This is a genomic window from Bacillus sp. FSL R5-0523 (assembly GCF_037975295.1).
Classification (GTDB): domain Bacteria; phylum Bacillota; class Bacilli; order Bacillales; family Bacillaceae; genus Bacillus; species Bacillus subtilis.
On record NZ_CP150251.1, the window covers coordinates 1,573,062 to 1,592,220 of the forward strand.

At 43.5% G+C, this 19,159-nt stretch carries 17 protein-coding genes; 16 read left to right on the top strand and 1 reads right to left on the bottom strand.

Annotated features, from left to right (window positions below):
* Window positions 1-2 precede the first annotated feature (2 nt).
* On the bottom strand, window positions 3-485 hold the full coding sequence (locus NYE53_RS08210) for an N-acetyltransferase (RefSeq protein WP_014476736.1): 483 nt from the start codon (window positions 483-485) through the stop codon (window positions 3-5).
* 159 nt (window positions 486-644) lie between these two features.
* Here NYE53_RS08210 and NYE53_RS08215 point away from each other — a divergent pair, with 159 nt between their 5' ends.
* The 16 genes from NYE53_RS08215 (at window position 645) to NYE53_RS08290 (ending at window position 19,151) form a co-directional block, all read left to right on the top strand.
* On the top strand, window positions 645-1,541 hold the full coding sequence (locus NYE53_RS08215; RefSeq protein ID WP_339248109.1) for a 2-dehydropantoate 2-reductase: 897 nt from the start codon (window positions 645-647) through the stop codon (window positions 1,539-1,541).
* Between the two features lie 70 nt (window positions 1,542-1,611).
* The gene (gene bshC, locus NYE53_RS08220; protein WP_339248111.1) at window positions 1,612-3,231 is read left to right on the top strand and encodes a bacillithiol biosynthesis cysteine-adding enzyme BshC; all 1,620 of its coding nucleotides are present in this window, start codon (window positions 1,612-1,614) and stop codon (window positions 3,229-3,231) included.
* A 125-nt stretch (window positions 3,232-3,356) separates the two neighbouring features.
* On the top strand, window positions 3,357-3,788 hold the full coding sequence (mraZ, locus tag NYE53_RS08225) for a division/cell wall cluster transcriptional repressor MraZ (protein WP_003221402.1): 432 nt from the start codon (window positions 3,357-3,359) through the stop codon (window positions 3,786-3,788).
* 69 nt (window positions 3,789-3,857) lie between these two features.
* A complete protein-coding gene (gene rsmH, locus NYE53_RS08230) occupies window positions 3,858-4,793 on the top strand; it encodes a 16S rRNA (cytosine(1402)-N(4))-methyltransferase RsmH (protein ID WP_014479723.1) in 936 nt (311 codons plus the stop codon).
* Window positions 4,794-4,832: 39 nt separating this feature from the next.
* Window positions 4,833-5,186 (top strand): cell division protein FtsL, encoded by a 354-nt coding sequence (gene ftsL / locus NYE53_RS08235; protein WP_003232200.1) that lies wholly within the window; start codon window positions 4,833-4,835, stop codon window positions 5,184-5,186.
* Entirely contained in the window at window positions 5,183-7,333 is a 2,151-nt protein-coding gene (gene pbpB / locus NYE53_RS08240) for a penicillin-binding protein 2B (protein WP_339248114.1), read from the top strand. The genes ftsL and pbpB overlap by 4 nt, the downstream gene beginning before the upstream one ends.
* A gap of 116 nt (window positions 7,334-7,449) precedes the next feature.
* On the top strand, window positions 7,450-9,390 hold the full coding sequence (locus tag NYE53_RS08245; RefSeq protein WP_003245048.1) for a stage V sporulation protein D: 1,941 nt from the start codon (window positions 7,450-7,452) through the stop codon (window positions 9,388-9,390).
* 175 nt (window positions 9,391-9,565) lie between these two features.
* Window positions 9,566-11,050 (top strand): UDP-N-acetylmuramoyl-L-alanyl-D-glutamate--2,6-diaminopimelate ligase, encoded by a 1,485-nt coding sequence (locus NYE53_RS08250; protein WP_003245326.1) that lies wholly within the window; start codon window positions 9,566-9,568, stop codon window positions 11,048-11,050.
* A gap of 111 nt (window positions 11,051-11,161) precedes the next feature.
* A complete protein-coding gene (gene mraY / locus NYE53_RS08255; protein ID WP_003232192.1) occupies window positions 11,162-12,136 on the top strand; it encodes a phospho-N-acetylmuramoyl-pentapeptide-transferase in 975 nt (324 codons plus the stop codon).
* A complete protein-coding gene (murD, locus tag NYE53_RS08260; RefSeq protein ID WP_003232189.1) occupies window positions 12,137-13,492 on the top strand; it encodes a UDP-N-acetylmuramoyl-L-alanine--D-glutamate ligase in 1,356 nt (451 codons plus the stop codon).
* Window positions 13,493-13,552: 60 nt separating this feature from the next.
* Window positions 13,553-14,653 carry a stage V sporulation protein E gene (spoVE, locus tag NYE53_RS08265; RefSeq protein WP_335388395.1) on the top strand — a complete coding sequence of 367 codons (1,101 nt, stop codon included), beginning with the start codon at window positions 13,553-13,555 and terminating at the stop codon, window positions 14,651-14,653.
* A gap of 120 nt (window positions 14,654-14,773) precedes the next feature.
* On the top strand, window positions 14,774-15,865 hold the full coding sequence (gene murG, locus NYE53_RS08270) for an undecaprenyldiphospho-muramoylpentapeptide beta-N-acetylglucosaminyltransferase (RefSeq protein WP_339248119.1): 1,092 nt from the start codon (window positions 14,774-14,776) through the stop codon (window positions 15,863-15,865).
* Between the two features lie 31 nt (window positions 15,866-15,896).
* Window positions 15,897-16,808, top strand: coding sequence for a UDP-N-acetylmuramate dehydrogenase (murB, locus tag NYE53_RS08275; RefSeq protein WP_021479336.1), 912 nt, complete (start codon window positions 15,897-15,899; stop codon window positions 16,806-16,808).
* A gap of 129 nt (window positions 16,809-16,937) precedes the next feature.
* On the top strand, window positions 16,938-17,729 hold the full coding sequence (gene divIB, locus NYE53_RS08280) for a cell division protein DivIB (protein WP_003232178.1): 792 nt from the start codon (window positions 16,938-16,940) through the stop codon (window positions 17,727-17,729).
* Window positions 17,726-18,421, top strand: a complete 696-nt coding sequence (locus NYE53_RS08285; RefSeq protein ID WP_339248122.1) for a DUF881 domain-containing protein — start codon at window positions 17,726-17,728, stop codon at window positions 18,419-18,421. The genes divIB and NYE53_RS08285 overlap by 4 nt, the downstream gene beginning before the upstream one ends.
* A 22-nt stretch (window positions 18,422-18,443) precedes the next feature.
* The gene (locus NYE53_RS08290) at window positions 18,444-19,151 is read left to right on the top strand and encodes a DUF881 domain-containing protein (RefSeq protein WP_009967184.1); all 708 of its coding nucleotides are present in this window, start codon (window positions 18,444-18,446) and stop codon (window positions 19,149-19,151) included.
* Window positions 19,152-19,159 lie beyond the last annotated feature (8 nt).

Here is a 19,159-nt window from a genome sequence, read left to right on the forward strand (position 1 = left end):
TTCTATGCAGACTCTCCCGGTGTCATTTCATGGTCCATATCAGGATGCCAGATGAGCGGGTTTTCCCCTTTGTCCCGCGCCATATCATACTTAACAGTTTTAAAGTTCATTTTGTTCCAAAATTCCGCTGATTTCATTCGCGGATTTGTTCGGATCGGCATTTTGAATGATTTTGCAAATTCAACCAAGGCTCTTCCGTATCCCCTGTTCTGGTAGCCCGGAAGAACCTCAAGCTTCCACAGCTCCAAATAATCCTGGCGGTTGTCAAAATAGGGATTCGATTTGCCGTTAACTTGATACAGACTCATTCGTGCTACAAGTTTATCGCCAAAATAAATCCCGTAAAAAGGCGAGGTGCTGTCATTTTCAATAATATTATCCTGAAGTTCTTCAAGCATTGAAAGCTCCTGAATGCCGTATTCTTTGAATTTCTTGAATTCTTCCAGCGTTTTATAGTTGATAAGCAGACGTTCTACCTTTGTCAAACAAATCTCCCCCTTTGTTGTTTCTACATATATTGTAAACGCTTTATTTAAAAAATCCAAATATTTAAACTTTAATTTTAAGCACATGGGATCTTTGAGAAGTAATTTCTTCTTACTTCTGCTATGATAATACGTAAATGCTAAATTGGGTGTGACATCATGAAAATTGGAATTATCGGCGGAGGCTCCGTCGGTCTTTTATGCGCCTATTATTTGTCACTTTATCACGACGTGACTGTTGTGACGAGGCGGCAAGAACAGGCTGCGGCCATTCAGTCTGAAGGAATCCGGCTTTATAAAGGCGGGGAGGAATTCAGGGCTGATTGCAGTGCGGACACGAGTATCAATTCGGACTTTGACCTGCTTGTCGTGACAGTGAAGCAGCATCAGCTTCAATCTGTTTTTTCGTCGCTTGAACGGATCGGGAAGACGAATATATTATTTTTGCAAAACGGCATGGGGCATATCCACGACCTAAAAGACTGGCACGTTGGCCATTCCATTTATGTTGGAATCGTTGAGCACGGAGCTGTAAGAAAATCGGATACAGCTGTTGATCATACAGGCCTAGGTGCGATAAAATGGAGCGCGTTCGACGATGCTGAACCAGACCGGCTGAACATCTTGTTTCAGCATAACCATTCGGATTTTCCGATTTATTATGAGACGGATTGGTACCGTCTGCTGACGGGCAAGCTGATTGTAAATGCGTGTGTTAATCCTTTAACTGCGTTATTGCAGGTAAAAAATGGAGAACTGCTGACAACGCCAGCTTATCTGGCTTTTATGAAGCTGGTATTTCAGGAGGCATGCCGCATTTTAAAACTTGAAAACGAAGAAAAGGCTTGGGAGCGGGTTCAGGCCGTTTGTGGGCAAACGAAAGAGAATCGTTCATCAATGCTGGTTGACGTCATTGGAGGCCGGCAGACGGAAGCTGATGCCATTATCGGATACTTATTGAAGGAAGCAAGTCTTCAAGGTCTTGATGCCGTCCACCTAGAGTTTTTATATGGCAGCATCAAAGCATTGGAGCGAAATACAAACAAAGTCTTTTGAGCTTTTTCGGTAACATGCTATACTCATTTCGGATCACTAACTATTTATTGGAGAAAGGAAGTTCTAGAAGATGCAGCTAACTGAACTTTCCATCAAAAATCAGAATGTGTTTGTACAGCACTATATAGATGGCAAAGAAGAAATGTCTTCTTTTTTTGATTACAGTATTCATCATAAGGACATGTGGCGAGAAAGACTGGAAGACTTATCTTCCCGGTTTTTCGCAAGAGAGGAATTGGCGGCGTACTTAACCTCTTACCATAATAAATTCGGTTCAAGTGCGATGCAGTTTGCTATTGAGAAGCTGAAGGACCCGTCAAGTGCCGCTGTAGTCGGCGGACAGCAGGCAGGACTTTTAACAGGACCGCTTTACACCATACATAAAATCATTTCAATCATTGTTTTAGCAAAGCAACAAGAAAAGGAACTGCAAGTGCCTGTCATACCAATCTTCTGGGTGGCTGGAGAAGACCACGATTTGGATGAGATTAATTTTGTTCACACATCTGAAGAGAATGGGCCTGTGAAAAAAAAGCTGCCTCAGTCTTATTGGAAGAAATCATCAGCAGCGAGTACATCGCTTGATCAGGAAAAGTGTGCCGCGTGGATAGATGATGTTTTTGCCGCTTTTGAAGAAACAGACCATACGAATACACTTCTCGACAATGTGAAACGATGTTTAAGGGAATCTGTTACGTTTACTGACTTCTTTGAACTGCTGATCGCGGATTTGTTCCAAGAAGAGGGCTTAGTTTTATTAAATTCTGGAGATCCGGGGATTAAAAAGCTGGAAACGGCCATGTTCCAAAAGATTCTTCGAGAAAATGATGAACTCGCCCGGGCTGTATCAGATCAGCAGGCCTTCATGCGTCAAGCAGGCTACAAACCGATTATCGAGTCCGGAAAAGAGCAGGCGAATCTGTTTTATGAATACGAAGAAGAGCGTTTTTTAATTGAAAAAGATAACGGCCGATTTGTCATCAAAGAGCTTGATCTAGGATGGACGATGGATGAACTTCATACACATATGGAAGAACATCCAGAGCGTTTCAGCAACAATGTTGTAACGAGGCCGTTAATGCAGGAATTTCTCATTCCGACTTTAGCATTTATTGCAGGGCCTGGAGAAATCAATTATTGGGGCGAGCTCAAACAGGCTTTTGCGGTGATGGGCTTCAAAATGCCTCCTGTCATGCCAAGGCTGAACATTACGATACTTGAGCGGCATATTGAGAAAAAACTGGCTGAACGGAATATCTCGTTACAAGACGCGATTGAACGCGGTACGGAGAATCAAAGAGAGACATACTTCGAGCGCCAGATTCCGGAAGAGTTTACGGCGGTGATGGATCAGGCGAAAAGCCAAATTGAAGCGATTCACAAGACGGTCAGGCAGGAGGCGTTAAAGGTTGATCAAAGCATGGAACCTTTACTCCTGAAAAATGCCGCTTTTATTCAGGATCAGCTTCAATTCTTAGAGCGCACGGTGACGAAGCGAATTGAAGAAAAAGAAGGCTACGTCTTGAAGGATTATGAAAGAATTCAAAATAGCATTAAGCCGCTTCTTGCGCCGCAAGAACGGATTTGGAATATCATGTATTATTTGAACAGGTACGGTCCAAAATTCTTCACGACATTCAAGAATCTGCCATTTTCTTTTCAAAATCAACATCAAGTTGTCAAACTTTGAAATAAAGTTTTAAAGAACCCTGACTAGTTCAGGGTTTTTTTTTATGGGTAAACAGTGTAAAATGAAGTTGTGGAGCGAAGTGGTGAATAGTGGTGAGTTAAGGAGAGAAAGTGGGGCAAGAGATCATGTTTATGGGTGAATATCAGCATACCATCGATGCGAAAGGCCGCATGATCGTACCCGCTAAATTCAGAGAAGGCCTAGGTGAGCAATTTGTGCTGACTAGAGGACTTGACCAATGTCTCTTCGGCTACCCTATGCACGAATGGAAACAAATTGAAGAAAAACTAAAAGCTCTTCCTCTCACAAAGAAAGATGCCCGCGCGTTTACCCGTTTCTTCTTTTCAGGGGCGACTGAATGCGAGCTGGACAAGCAAGGCAGGGTAAATATCGCATCATCTCTATTGAATTACGCCAAACTGGAAAAAGAATGTGTTGTTATCGGGGTTTCTAATCGAATTGAATTGTGGAGTAAAGTAATTTGGGAACAATACACAGAAGAGCAAGAAGATTCATTTGCTGAAATTGCTGAAAACATGATTGGGTTTGATATATAATGATTCTTCGTGTATAACACTCTAAAAACAATTTCAATTCATCCTGATAAAAGGTGGGACCAACACAATATGTTTCAACACAAGACAGTACTTCTTCGTGAAACCGTAGACGGACTTAATATTAAACCAGACGGTACATATGTAGACTGCACACTCGGCGGAGCTGGGCATAGTACATACTTATTGCAGCAGTTATCCGAGAAGGGGCGTTTAATCGCTTTTGACCAAGATGATACGGCATTACAGCATGCTAAAGAAGTGTTGTCCGATTATAAAGGACAGCTCATTCTGATTAAAAGCAATTTCAGGTATTTAAAAGAATGTTTGAATGAACAAGGCATTACAGAAGTAGACGGCATTTTATTTGATTTAGGGGTGTCCTCTCCGCAGCTGGATACACCGGAGCGCGGATTCAGTTACCATCATGACGCACCGTTGGACATGAGGATGGACCAGTCGGCTACGCTTTCGGCGAAAGAAGTCGTTAATGAGTGGCGCTATGAGGATCTCGTCCGTATTTTCTTTAAATACGGAGAAGAGAAGTTCAGTAAACAGATCGCCAGAAAAATTGAGGAGGCAAGAATGAAGTCTCCTATTCAAACTACGGGCCAACTGGTCGATCTAATAAAAGACGCGATTCCCGCTCCAGCGAGAAGGAGCGGCGGACATCCCGCTAAACGCGTGTTTCAGGCAATCAGAATTGCCGTAAACGATGAACTTAGGGTGTTTGAAGAAGCTTTGGAGCAGGCAATTGAGGTTCTGAAGCCAGGGGGCAGGGTATCGGTCATTACCTTCCACTCGCTAGAAGACAGAATTTGCAAAACCACTTTTAAAGAAAAGTCGTCGCTTCCGGAACTTCCTCCGGGGCTTCCTGTTATACCGGAAGAGTTTGAACCGGAGCTGAAGCTCATCACACGAAAACCGATTACGGCATCTCAAGAAGAGCTTGAAGAGAACAACCGGGCTCGTTCTGCCAAGCTTCGGATTGCTGAAAAAAGAAAATAACGAAACGCGAACGCAAAATTAAAAGGAGGTCATCAGCCTATGAGCAATTTAGCTTACCAACCAGAGAAACAGCAGCGGCATGCGATCAGTCCTGAGAAAAAAGTGATTGTCAAGAAAAGGGCTTCCATTACTCTCGGAGAAAAAGTGCTTCTTGTCCTCTTTGCTGCGGCGGTGCTCAGCGTATCGCTTTTGATCGTATCGAAGGCGTATGCGGCATATCAAACCAATATTGAGGTGCAAAAGCTTGAGGAGCAAATTTCATCCGAAAATAAGCAAATTGGTGACCTCGAAAAAAGCGTTGCTGATTTAAGCAAACCGCAGCGCATTATGGACATTGCGAAAAAGAACGGCTTGAATTTAAAAGATAAAAAAGTGAAAAACATACAGGAATGATTCAAATGCCAAAAAAGAATAAATTTATGAATAGAGGAGCAGCGATTCTAAGTATTTGTTTCGCTCTCTTTTTCTTTGTCATCCTGGGGAGAATGGCATATATTCAAATAACCGGAAAAGCGAATGGCGAAGTGCTTGCGACGAAAGCGACAGAGCAGCATGAAAAGAAACGGACCATCGAAGCGAGCCGCGGCTCGATTTTAGACCGAAAAGGAAAAGTCATTGCAGAGGACACAGCGACGTATAAACTGATTGCGATTCTCGATAAAAAAATGACCACTGATGTCAAGCATCCTCAGCATGTTGTAAACAAAGAAAAAACGGCGGAAGCATTGTCTAAAGTGATAAACTTGGACAAGGCCGACATCCTTGATATCTTAAATAAAGATGCAAAACAAGTCGAGTTTGGCTCAGCTGGCCGGGATATTACGTATTCACAAAAGCAAAAAATTGAAAAAATGAAACTCCCGGGCATTTCATTTTTGCGGGATACAAAACGCTACTATCCAAATGGTATTTTCGCATCCAATTTAATCGGCTATGCCGAGGTTGATCAAGAAACAAATGAAATTTCCGGCGCGATGGGATTAGAAAAAGTGCTGGATAAGTATTTGAAGGAGCGCGACGGATATGTGACATATGAAAGCGACAAATCCGGCTGGGAGCTCCCGAACAGCAAAAATAAAATTACAGCGCCAAAAAATGGTGACAATGTATATTTAACCATTGACCAGAAAATTCAAACCTTTTTGGAAGACAGCATGACAAAAGTGGCGCAAAAGTATAATCCGAAAAAAATCATGGCCGCAGTCGTCGATCCGAAAACAGGCAAAGTCCTTGCCATGGGACAGCGACCAAGCTTTGATCCGAACAAGCGCGATGTGACAAACTACTATAATGATTTGATTTCATATGCGTATGAACCCGGATCCACGATGAAGATCTTTACACTCGCTGCTGCGATGCAGGAAAACGTGTTTAATGCGAACGAACAATATAAGTCAGGGACATTTGAAGTTGGCGGAGCACCTGTTAGGGACCACAATAACGGTGTTGGCTGGGGTCCGACAACCTATCATGACGGCGTCCTAAGATCGTCGAATGTCGCTTTTGCGAAACTTGCGAAAGAAAAGCTGGGATATGACCGCCTCAATCAATATTTGCACAAATTCAATTTTTACCAGAAAACAGGTATTGATTTGCCAGGAGAAGTCTCCAGTAAAATCAACTTTAAATATGAATTTGATAAGGCGTCAACTGCATACGGACAAGCGTCTGCGGTCACACCAATTCAGCAGCTTCAGGCCGCGACGGCAATTGCGAATGACGGCAAAATGATGAAACCTTATGTCATTGACCATATCGTTGATCCCGATAAAGATAAAACCGTCTATCAAAATAAGCCAGAATCAGCCGGAACTCCGATTTCTGCAAGCACTGCGAAAAAGGTGCGGGATATATTGGGAGAAGTCGTTACATCGAAGATCGGAACAGGGCAAGCTTATAAAATCGAAGGTTTTGATGTTGCGGGGAAAACAGGTACTGCGCAAATAGCCGGTAAAGGCGGATATTTAGACGGCACAGATAACTATATCTTTTCGTTTATGGGTATGGCACCAAAAGATGATCCTGAGCTTTTAATTTATGTTGCTGTACAGCAGCCGCAGTTAAAAGCAGGACAGAGCAGTTCAGAACCAGTATCTGAAATCTTCAACCCAACAATGAAAAACAGCCTGCACTACCTGAACATTGAACCAACTGAAAAATCTGACTCAGATAAGGAAGAAACAAAAGCGCAGACAATGCCTGATTTAACAGATCAAACGGTAGCTGCTGCTCAAAAGAAAGCAAAAGAGGAGAATCTCACACCAATTGTCATCGGCAGTGATGTCGCTGTAAAAGAACAGTATCCGAAAGCGGATGAGGAAGTTCTCACCAATCAAAAGGTCTTCCTGAAAACGGGCGGCAAAATCAAAATGCCTGATATGACAGGCTGGTCGAGAAGAGAGGTTCTTCAGTACGGTGAGCTCGCGGGAATTCATATTGAAGTAAACGGGCAAGGCTACGCTGTCAGCCAAAGTGTTAAGAAAGACAAAGAAATCAAAGACAAAACCGTAATCAAGGTTAAGTTTAAAAATCCTGATTAAAAAGAAAGCCTGCGTTATGCAGGCTTTCTTTTTTTATGCCTTCAGAGGAGCATCGTTCTACCTGTCCAATTTCAGGCATAAAATGAAACAAGCCTAAATAAGGAGTGAACGGTCTCTTGCGCGTCTCGAATGTAACGGTTAGAAAACGTTTATTATTTGTTTTGCTTTTTGGCGTGATCGTGTTTCTGATCATTGATACAAGGCTGGGGTATGTTCAGTTTGTGATGGGCGAAAAACTGACTTCGCTGGCGAAAGATTCCTGGAGCCGGAACTTGCCGTTTGAGCCGGAGAGAGGCGAGATACTGGATCGGAATGGTGTGAAGCTCGCAACAAACAAAAGTGCGCCGACCGTATTCGTCGTGCCGCGCCAAGTTCAGAATCCGATGAAAACGAGCAAGCAGCTTGCGGCGGTGCTCAATATGTCAGAAGAAAAAGTATATAAACATGTGACAAAAAAAGCGTCAATCGAAAAGATCACTCCTGAAGGGAGAAAAATTTCAAATGAGAAGGCGAAAGAAATCAAAGCGCTTGATTTAAAAGGTGTGTATGTTGCGGAGGACAGTATCCGTCATTACCCGTTCGGCAGCTTTTTATCTCATGTGCTTGGATTTGCAGGAATTGACAACCAAGGGCTCCTTGGACTTGAAGCCTATTACGACGATGATTTAAAAGGGGAAAAAGGTTCTGTCAAGTTTTATACAGATGCCAAGGGGAAGAAGATGCCTGATGAAGCGGATGACTATACGCCGCCTAAGGATGGGCTTGATATGAAGCTGACAGTTGATTCAAAGGTTCAGACGATAATGGAAAGAGAGCTTGATAACGCTGAGGCCAAATATCATCCGGACGGCATGATTGCCGTAGCCATGAATCCGAAAAACGGAGAAATTTTGGGGATGTCTAGCAGGCCTGATTTCGACCCTGCTGATTACCAATCTGTTGATCCGTCCGTCTACAATCGAAATCTGCCAGTATGGAGCACGTATGAACCGGGATCTACCTTTAAAATTATTACACTTGCAGCAGCCCTTGAAGAGCAAAAAGTAAATTTGAAACGGGATCAATTTTATGATAAAGGTCATGCGGAAGTGGACGGAGCGAGACTGCGGTGCTGGAAAAGAGGCGGGCACGGGCTGCAGACGTATCTGGAAGTTGTGCAGAACTCCTGCAACCCAGGGTTTGTTGAATTAGGCGAGCGCTTAGGAAAGGAAAAGCTTTTCAAATATATCAAAGACTTTGGTTTTGGACAAAAAACGGGGATTGATCTCCAAGGCGAGGGAACAGGCATCTTATTCCCGCTTGAGAGAGTGGGCCCGGTGGAGCAAGCAACTACGGCTTTCGGACAGGGAGTATCCGTCACGCCGATTCAGCAGGTTGCAGCAGTATCCGCCGCTGTAAACGGAGGAACGCTCTACACACCTTATATTGCAAAGGAATGGATCGATCCTGTTACGAAGAAAACGGTCAAAAAACAATCACCAATCGCAAAGAAACAAGTCATTTCTGAGGAAACATCCAAACAAATCCGCTATGCTCTAGAAAGCGTCGTCGCAGAAGGAACCGGCCGCAATGCATTTGTAGAAGGATATCGTGTCGGAGGAAAAACGGGAACTGCACAAAAGGTTAAAGATGGAAAATACCTTGAAAACAACCATATTGTATCATTTATCGGTTTCGCGCCAGCTGATGATCCGAGTCTAGTCGTCTACGTTGCGGTGGATAACCCGAAAGGCACGATTCAATTTGGGGGAACGGTTGCAGCGCCTATTGTCGGAAATATTATGAGAGACAGTCTGCCGGAACTTGGTGTGAAGCCCCGGAAAAATCAAATCGAGAAAAAATACCAATGGAACGACACAAAAACAATAGAAGTTCCGAATGTTGTAGGGATGTCTGTCTCAGATCTTGAGTCACTATTGGTGAATCTCAATGTGGATGCTTCCGGGAAAGGGAGCAAAATCGTTAAACAATCGCCAGCTGCCGGAACGAAAGTAAAAGAAGGCTCAAAGATACGCGTGTATTTGACTGAAGAAGATGAAAAGGAGGCAGCCGATTGATTCGGGCTGCCTATTCTTTTATTGCAGAAAAAATGCTGATAACTTTCAAGATTAGCTGGATGTATCCTTTTATTTACGCTAAAATATGAACTGTATGCTTAAAATCATTACCACATCATTTGATGTGACTTCAATGATAAAAAGAACGAATTAGAATGTTGAGAGGTTTGATACGATGAAACTTACAAAGCTGCTTACATACTTAACAACCGAACCTTCTGTAAACGACTCACAAGACCCTGAAATAACTTCAATTGAGATGGACTCCAGAGAAGTAAAGAAAGGGAGTCTTTTTGTATGTGTAAAAGGGTATACGGTGGATGGCCACGATTTTGCGCAAAAAGCAGTAGAAAACGGCGCAGCGGCTATTGTGGCAGAAAGAGAGGTCGATGTGAATGTTCCTGTTATTATTGTCCGGCAGTCACTTCGCGCGCTCAGCGTTTTGTCTGATGCGTTTTACGGACAGCCGACGAAGAAGCTTCAGCTGATTGGGATAACAGGGACAAACGGCAAAACATCAACGACCCACATGGTCGATGAGATTCTGAAAAAAGCGGGAAAACGCACAGGCTTGATCGGTACAATGTACATGAAAATCGGAGACGAAACACTTCCTGTTAAAAACACGACTCCGGAAAGCGTCACGCTGCAGAAAACGTTTAAGAAAATGAATGACAAGCACGTTGACACTGCAATCATGGAGGTTTCTTCCCACGCTTTGTCTTTAGGACGCGTCCATGGCTGTGATTATGATATTGCCGTGTTTACGAATTTAACACAGGACCATCTGGACTATCATAAAACGATGGATGAGTACCGGCATGCAAAAAGCTTGCTCTTTTCCCAGCTTGGCGGAGCTTTCAACCACGAACATCCAAAGCGTGCCGTCCTGAATGCTGACGATGAGGCGAGCGCTTATTTTGAAAAGGTAACAGCGGCGCATATCTCTACATATGGAATTAAAAACGATGCTGATGTGATGGCGAAGAACATCAGTATCACTGCACAGGGCACAAGCTTTGATCTCGTGACAAACAAAGGCACGAAGCACATCACGATGTCTCTCGTCGGACAATTTAATGTGTATAACGTGCTGGCCGCTGTTGCGACATGTATTGCAGCAGGCATACCGTTTGAAATCATCACTGAGGCTGTTGAAGAATTGCATGGTGTAAGGGGACGTTTTGAATTGGTCAATCAGCAGCAGGAGTTTCCTGTCATTGTAGACTACGCGCACACACCGGACAGCCTTGAAAATGTGCTGGAGACATGTAGAGATATGACGGAAGGAAAGCTATTTGTCGTTGTCGGCTGCGGAGGAGACAGAGATAAGACGAAGCGCCCGAAAATGGCTAAAATTGCTGTGGAGCTGGCTGACGAGCCGATTTTCACGTCAGATAACCCGAGAAGCGAAGATCCTCGCGCGATTTTAAGAGATATGGAAGCTGGAGTAGAGAACGCATACTATCACAGTATTGCAAACCGCGAGCAGGCGATCTTTTTCGCAATTGCCAATGCCAAAAAAGGCGACGTTGTCCTCATTGCCGGAAAAGGACATGAAACCTATCAGCAGATCGGAAATGAAACTTTCGATTTTGATGATGCTGAAGTAGCGGCGAGAGCCATTGTTGAACTCAATAAGAATAAGACGAATTCATAGGAAAGAGATGTTACTGAATAATGGAGCTTGAAAAGATTTTTCATATGGAAAAAAATCATGAATATGATAACTACGTATGTCGTTTGAAAGAAACAGGAGGAGAAAAGGACAATGCTTGAGCAAGTCATTCTGTTTACAATTTTAATGGGGTTTTTAATTAGTGTTCTGCTCTCTCCGATTCTTATTCCGTTTTTAAGAAGATTAAAATTCGGCCAGAGTATTAGAGAAGAAGGACCGAAATCACATCAGAAAAAATCAGGGACACCGACAATGGGCGGGGTCATGATCATACTTTCTATCATAGTGACAACAATTGTTATGACACAGAAGTTTTCAGAAATAAGCCCCGAAATGGTGCTGCTTTTGTTTGTTACGCTAGGCTACGGTTTGCTTGGCTTTTTAGATGATTACATCAAGGTTGTCATGAAGCGCAATCTTGGGTTGACATCAAAGCAAAAGCTGATCGGACAAATTATTATTGCAGTTGTATTTTACGCCGTGTACCATTACTACAATTTTGCGACTGATATTCGCATTCCTGGAACTGACTTATCATTTGATCTTGGCTGGGCTTACTTTATCCTTGTGCTCTTTATGCTAGTCGGCGGATCAAACGCAGTTAACCTGACTGACGGCCTTGACGGGTTATTATCCGGTACTGCGGCGATTGCCTTTGGCGCCTTTGCCATTCTGGCATGGAATCAGTCTCAATATGACGTAGCGATTTTCTCAGTTGCCGTTGTCGGTGCAGTTCTGGGCTTCCTTGTATTTAATGCTCATCCGGCCAAAGTTTTTATGGGAGATACGGGATCGCTTGCATTGGGAGGAGCCATCGTTACCATTGCCATTTTAACGAAATTAGAGATCCTGCTGGTTATCATCGGCGGTGTATTCGTTATCGAGACATTATCTGTTATTTTGCAGGTCATCAGCTTTAAAACGACAGGTAAACGAATCTTTAAAATGAGTCCGCTTCATCACCATTATGAGCTTGTCGGCTGGTCTGAATGGAGAGTAGTCGTGACGTTTTGGGCTGCGGGACTTTTGCTTGCCGTTTTAGGAATTTACATCGAGGTGTGGTTATAAGTGGAAAATGATCAATTTTTACAGAAACAGCATTTTTTAATCCTTGGGCTTGCGAAAAGCGGATATGCGGCGGCCTCCATTCTTCATGAAAAAGGCATTTATGTTGCAGTCAATGATCAAAAGCCTTTTGAAGAAAATGAACCGGCACAAAAGCTTTCTGAAAAAGGAATCGAAGTTGTTTGCGGAGAGCATCCAGTTTCTCTGTTCGATCAGCATCAAATCACGATTCTGATCAAAAACCCGGGAATTCCTTATGAAAATATTATGGTTCAGGAAGCGGAGAAAAGAGGCATTCCGGTTTGGACGGAAATTGAGCTCGCTTACTACCTGACCAGCGCCAAGTTTATCGGGATTACCGGATCGAACGGTAAAACGACCACGACAACGCTAATTTACGAAATGCTCAAAGCTGACTCGCAAAAAGCACTGATTGCCGGAAACATCGGCACAGTCGCAAGTGAGGTTGCCTATCATGCTGATGGAGATGAATGGATCGTTACTGAACTGTCTTCGTTTCAGCTGATGGGAACACACGCTTTCAGACCGGAAATCAGCCTGATTTTAAATGTATTTGACGCCCATCTGGATTATCACCATACGCGCGAAAACTATGAAAAAGCGAAACAGAAAGTATACCTTCATCAGACTGCTTCAGATAAAGCTATTGTCAACCAGGATGATGAAACCGTCGTGCGTCTTGCTGAAGCCGGAAAAGCCGAAATCGTCCCGTTTTCAGTCAGCAAAACGCTTGAACAGGGCGCATATGTAAAAGACAGTATGATTATGTTTAACGGCGAAGCCATTCTTCCTCTGGAAGAGGTTGTACTGCCCGGTGCTCATAACCTGGAGAACATTTTAGCAGCTATTGCAGTTGTGAAAACGGCAGGAGCTTCCAATGAGGCGGTTAAAAAGGTGCTGACAAGCTTTACTGGTGTGAAGCACCGCCTCCAATATGTCACAACTGTGAATGGCCGCAAATTTTATAACGACAGTAAAGCAACAAACATTCTGGCGACAAGCAAGGCGCTTTCAGCTTTTGATAAGCCGGTCATTCTGCTTGCGGGCGGACTGGATCGCGGAAATGGTTTTGATGACTTGAAACCTTATATGAAGCATGTCAAAGCAGTGCTTACATTTGGCCAGACGGCGCCAAAACTTGAGAAACTCGGCAATGAACTGGGAATACAACATGTCAAACGTGTCGATAATGTTGAACAAGCAGTATCTGCGGCGTTTGCGCTCTCAAATGAAGGAGATGTCATCCTGCTGTCACCCGCGTGTGCGAGCTGGGATCAATTCAAAACATTTGAAGAACGCGGTGACATGTTTATAGATGCCGTGCATATGCTTAAGTAAGGGCTTGTCTTGAAGTAAATCGGCAGCCCTAATGACTTTAAGCTTGGGGTGTCGATTGCTTTGACTACTAAAAAAACATCGCCTGATTTGTTATTGGTCATCATTACGTTAGTATTATTAACAATCGGATTAATTATGGTGTACAGTGCGAGTGCGGTATGGGCGGATTATAAATTTGACGACTCATTCTTTTTCGCGAAACGGCAGCTTTTGTTTGCGGGAATCGGCGTCATTGCTATGTTTTTTATCATGAATGTCGATTATTGGACTTGGAGGACATGGTCCAAATTGCTGATGGTTATCTGCTTTTTCCTTCTGGTGCTTGTTTTGATACCGGGCGTCGGAATGGTGCGGAACGGTTCAAGAAGCTGGATCGGAGTCGGAGCATTCAGCATACAGCCTTCAGAGTTTATGAAGCTTGCGATGATTGCATTCCTTGCTAAATTTCTCTCTGAAAAACAAAAAAACATCACATCGTTCAGACGGGGGTTCGTCCCCGCACTTGGCATCGTGTTTTCAGCATTTTTGATTATCATGTGCCAGCCTGACCTCGGAACGGGGACAGTAATGGTCGGAACTTGTATTGTCATGATTTTTGTAGCCGGCGCACGGATCGCCCATTTCGTCTTTCTCGGGCTGATCGGCCTCAGCGGATTTGTCGGGCTCGTACTATCGGCTCCATATCGGATAAAGCGGATTACCTCATACTTAAATCCATGGGAAGACCCGCTCGGAAGCGGATTTCAGATCATTCAATCGCTTTATGCAGTGGGGCCCGGCGGGTTGTTCGGAATGGGGCTCGGACAAAGCAGACAGAAATTCTTTTATCTGCCTGAGCCGCAAACAGACTTTATTTTCGCCATCTTGTCAGAGGAGCTGGGCTTTATCGGGGGAACACTTATTTTGCTCCTCTTCAGCGTCCTGCTGTGGAGAGGAATCAGAATTGCGCTTGGTGCCCCTGATCTGTACGGAAGCTTTGTCGCAGTCGGCATTATTTCAATGATTGCCATTCAAGTCATGATAAATATCGGCGTAGTCACGGGCCTGATTCCTGTAACAGGCATCACGCTCCCGTTTCTGAGCTACGGAGGCTCTTCATTGACTCTAATGCTGATGGCAGTTGGTGTGCTGCTGAATGTAAGCCGCTACTCGAGGTATTAACGAATGTATGTCCAAGCTTCCTGTCTAACATGAAGCTTGGAAACAATTGATGCGATAACCCTGTCCAACAAAACAGGGTTATCGTTATGTTATAGAGAAACTTAGACTGGGGGAAAAGAAATGCGAATTGCAATAAGCGGAGGCGGTACAGGGGGACATATTTATCCTGCGCTTGCTTTTATTAAAGAAGTGCAAAGACGTCATCCTAATGTGGAATTTTTATATATCGGAACAGAAAACGGGCTGGAGAAAAAAATTGTTGAGCGGGAGAATATACCGTTTCGTTCAATAGAAATTACAGGATTTAAAAGAAAATTGTCATTTGAAAATGTCAAGACTGTGATGCGTTTTCTGAAGGGCGTCAAAAAGAGTAAATCGTATTTAGCGGAATTTAAGCCCGATGCCGTAATTGGAACGGGCGGTTATGTATGCGGGCCGGTTGTCTATGCCGCTGCGAAAATGGGAATTCCGACTATTGTCCATGAACAAAACAGCCTGCCGGGCATCACGAATAAGTTTCTTTCAAAATATGTTAATAAAGTAGCGATTTGTTTTGAAGAAGCGAAATCACATTTTCCTAGCGAGAAAGTTGTATTTACGGGAAACCCGAGAGCTTCTGAAGTCGTCTCAATAAATACGGGACGATCAATGGCTGAATTTGGGCTTTCTGAAGACAAAAAAACGGTCTTAATTTTCGGCGGAAGCCGAGGCGCTGCACCGATTAACCGCGCTGTCATTGACATGCAGGATGCGCTGAAAACAAGAGACTATCAAGTGCTGTATATCACCGGTGAAGTTCACTATGAAAAAGTAATGAATGAGCTGAAAAGCAAGGGTGCCGCTGATAATATGGTCACAAAGCCGTTTCTTCATCAAATGCCTGAGTATTTAAAGGCCATTGATGTCATTGTGGCCAGAGCCGGTGCGACAACGATTGCGGAAATTACTGCTCTTGGAATCCCAAGTGTTTTGATCCCGAGTCCATATGTGACAGCGAATCACCAAGAGGTCAATGCGAGATCTCTTGGCCAGCATGATGCGGCGATTGTACTGAAAGAAACAGAGCTCAGCGGGGAGAAGCTGATTGAAGCGCTAGACCGGATTGTACTGAATGAGCAAACGTTAAAGGAAATGAGCGAAAGAACAAAGTCACTCGGTGTTCCTGACGCGGCTGCCCGTTTATACAGCGTACTCGAGGAATTAAAAAAATAGTAGAAAAGCAAATGGAATGCGGAGGTTTACGATGGAGAAAGTGATACAGGAATTAAAAGAACGCGAAGTCGGCAAGGTTCTTGCAAATGAACCGCTCGCGAATCATACAACGATGAAAATCGGCGGACCTGCGGATGTATTGGTCATTCCAAGCAGTGTAGATGCTGTTAAAGACATCATGGACGTGATTAAAAAATATGATGTGAAGTGGACAGTCATCGGCCGCGGATCAAATCTTCTTGTTTTAGATGAAGGAATTAGAGGCGTAGTAATCAAGCTGGGTGCGGGTCTTGACCATTTGGAGCTTGAAGGGGAGCAAGTAACAGTCGGAGGCGGTTATTCAGTGGTACGCCTTGCTACATCATTGAGCAAAAAAGGCCTGTCCGGTTTGGAATTTGCTGCCGGCATTCCAGGATCAGTCGGCGGAGCGGTTTATATGAATGCCGGCGCTCACGGTTCTGATATGAGCGAGATCCTCGTCAAAGCGCATATTTTGTTTGAAGACGGAACGATTGAGTGGCTGACAAATGAGCAGATGGATTTCAGCTACAGGACATCTGTACTGCAAAAGAAACGCCCGGGCGTTTGCCTTGAAGCTGTTTTGCAGCTGGAGCAGAAGGATAAGGAATCAATCGTTCAGCGAATGCAAAGCAATAAAGACTATAGAAAAAATACACAGCCGTATTCAAGTCCTTGTGCGGGAAGCATATTCAGAAATCCGCTTCCGAATCATGCCGGGAACCTTGTAGAAAAAGCAGGCTTGAAAGGATATCAAATCGGCGGTGCAAAGATATCGGAGATGCACGGAAACTTCATCGTCAATGCGGGGGGAGCATCAGCAAAAGATGTGCTTGATCTCATTGACCATGTGAAAAAGACAATCCGTGAAAAATACGAGATTGATATGCACACAGAGGTTGAAATCATCGGCGGAAATCGCTGATTCAAGTTCTGACTGAAGCTGTTCATATGATATACTGTAAGCAAACGACAAACGGCATCATAGCATGCCGTTTGTTTTGGAATAGACAGACTTTTAACAGCTGTTTCATTTGAATGAGGTGAACAGGCAATGAACCCGGGTCAAGACCGAGAAAAAATCGTTAACATTGAAGAGCGGATCCCTAAAATTAAAGAGCAGAGGAAACAAAAGGCAAACCGCCGTCTCATTTCATTTATTATGCTCTTTTTTATTATGGTGCTGATCATTGTGTACCTGCAAACACCAATCAGTAAAGTATCAACAATCTCTGTTACAGGGAATGAAAATGTATCAAAAAAGGAAATTATCGACCTTTCCGATATTAACAGCGGAGATACTGAGTTTTGGAGTTTGGACAAGCAAAAAACAGAAAAGAAGATTCAGCAAAATAAATTAGTGAAAAAAGCGGAGATCAGCAAATCGCTTCCTAATAAAATCAACATTGCAATCGAAGAATATAAAGCGATTGCTTATTTAGAAAAAGACGATGTGTACTATGAAGTGCTTGAAAACGGCTCAGTTCTGCCAAACGAAGTAACGCCGGATGATGCCGGACCGATTTTAGTGAATTGGACAAACGCGAAGAAGCGGTCTCAAATGGCCAAGCAGCTCGATGCGTTGTCAAATTCGTTAAAACAGTCGATTTCAGAAATTTATTATACGCCTGTAAAAATGGATGAAAACCGTATTAAGTTGTACATGAACGACGGTTATGTTGTCACTGCATCTATTAAAACGTTTGCAGACCGAATGAAGACGTATCCTTCTATCATTTCTCAGCTAAGCAGCAATAAAAAAGGAATCATTCATTTAGAAGTTGCCACCTATTTTGAAGAGTTTGGGAAAAACGATAAAGCTGCTAAAAAGGAAGATGAAAATTGAGGGGCAAATCAGCAGTCCTTCTTTCCTTGATTATGCTTATCGCAGGCTTTTTGATTTCATTTTCTTTTCAAATGACAAAAGAAAACAACAAAAGCGCGGCTGAGACGGAAGAGTGGAAAAAAGAATATGCGCTGAGAGATGAACTTCTGAAACAAGAGAAAGAAAATAAGAAGCTTGAAAAAGAATTATATCAAAAGCAAAACAAAGTCCGCCAGGCGGAAAATAAGCTGAAGAAAGAGAAGTCGGAATACTATAATGTCCTCGAAGATACAGAAAAATACAGGATGTATATTGGGGAAGTCGGTGTGCAGGGAGAAGGCGTTGAGGTGACATTGCAAGATGCGTCATACATACCGGAAGGGGAGAATGTGAATAGTTACATCGTTCACGAAAGCCATATCTTCCAAGTAGTAAACGAACTGTATATCTCAGGAGCGGCGGCTGTCGCCGTTAATGGGCAGCGTTTGACGCATGATTCGTATATCAAATGCAATGGTCCTGTGGTAACGGTAGACGGTGTGCAGCATCCCGCTCCGTTTACGGTATCCGCTATTGGAGATCCAGATGTCCTGCTGCCCTCGTTAAATATCGCTGGAGGCCTAATTGATCAGCTGTCAATGGATCATATTTCTGTTTCGGCAGAAAAAGAGAAAAACGTACAAATGAAACCGATTCTGAAAACGAAGGAATGACTGAAAAAGCGGGTGAAACAGATTGAAAATAAAGCGTTCCTTCATAAGCATCAGTGTGCTTATGGTCATCTTCGGCCTGATGATATCTGTTCAGTTTAATTCGTTAAAACACCCCAAAGTCCGGGATACAAGAGATATGTGGGATATTAGGGAAGAGCTGACATCAGAGCAGAAGAAGCAGGAAAAGCTGCTGGCTGAAATAAACAAATATGACAAACTGCTGAATAGCTATTCGCAAACGAAAGAAATGACAAAAGAAACCGCGCTAAATAATACCTTGCAATCCTTAAAAAAAACAGCCGGCATGACCGATATAACAGGTAGCGGAATTGTCATTACGATTTCCCCGCTTTTTTCTGAAAGCTTAACAGGAGAGCCGATCGAAAATCCGCCTCCGGATTTGCTGAAAAAGCTGATTAATGAACTCAACTCCTACGGTGCAGAGCATATCTCGATTAACGAGCGAAGAGTTGTGAATCATACAGTCATCAGAGATATAAACGGCACTACAAAAATAGACGGATACGCCCTTGACGATTATCCTTTAACAGTAAAAGTGCTTGCCAAAGATCCGGACATGTTACACAGCAGAGTGAAGGGGTCAGGCCTTGAGGATCTTTTTGCATCTGAAAATTTAGCATTAAAAGCCGGTAAATCTGAAAGCAAACTAACATTAAAAGCATATGACAGACCACTGGACGTACAACAGCTGAAACTGCTTAAAGACTGAAAAGGAGG

Bases quoted from the DNA above. Each gene is read 5' to 3' on its own strand.
- NYE53_RS08215 (WP_339248109.1), top strand. From the start codon at position 645: ATGAAAATTGGAATTATCGGCGGAGGCTCCGTCGGTCTTTTATGCGCC.
- NYE53_RS08250 (WP_003245326.1), top strand. From the start codon at position 9,566: ATGAAACTTACAAAGCTGCTTACATACTTAACAACCGAACCTTCTGTA.
- bshC (WP_339248111.1), top strand. From the start codon at position 1,612: ATGCAGCTAACTGAACTTTCCATCAAAAATCAGAATGTGTTTGTACAG.
- divIB (WP_003232178.1), top strand. From the start codon at position 16,938: ATGAACCCGGGTCAAGACCGAGAAAAAATCGTTAACATTGAAGAGCGG.
- murB (WP_021479336.1), top strand. From the start codon at position 15,897: ATGGAGAAAGTGATACAGGAATTAAAAGAACGCGAAGTCGGCAAGGTT.
- ftsL (WP_003232200.1), top strand. From the start codon at position 4,833: ATGAGCAATTTAGCTTACCAACCAGAGAAACAGCAGCGGCATGCGATC.
- rsmH (WP_014479723.1), top strand. From the start codon at position 3,858: ATGTTTCAACACAAGACAGTACTTCTTCGTGAAACCGTAGACGGACTT.
- mraZ (WP_003221402.1), top strand. From the start codon at position 3,357: ATGTTTATGGGTGAATATCAGCATACCATCGATGCGAAAGGCCGCATG.
- pbpB (WP_339248114.1), top strand. From the start codon at position 5,183: ATGATTCAAATGCCAAAAAAGAATAAATTTATGAATAGAGGAGCAGCG.
- mraY (WP_003232192.1), top strand. From the start codon at position 11,162: ATGCTTGAGCAAGTCATTCTGTTTACAATTTTAATGGGGTTTTTAATT.
- murG (WP_339248119.1), top strand. From the start codon at position 14,774: ATGCGAATTGCAATAAGCGGAGGCGGTACAGGGGGACATATTTATCCT.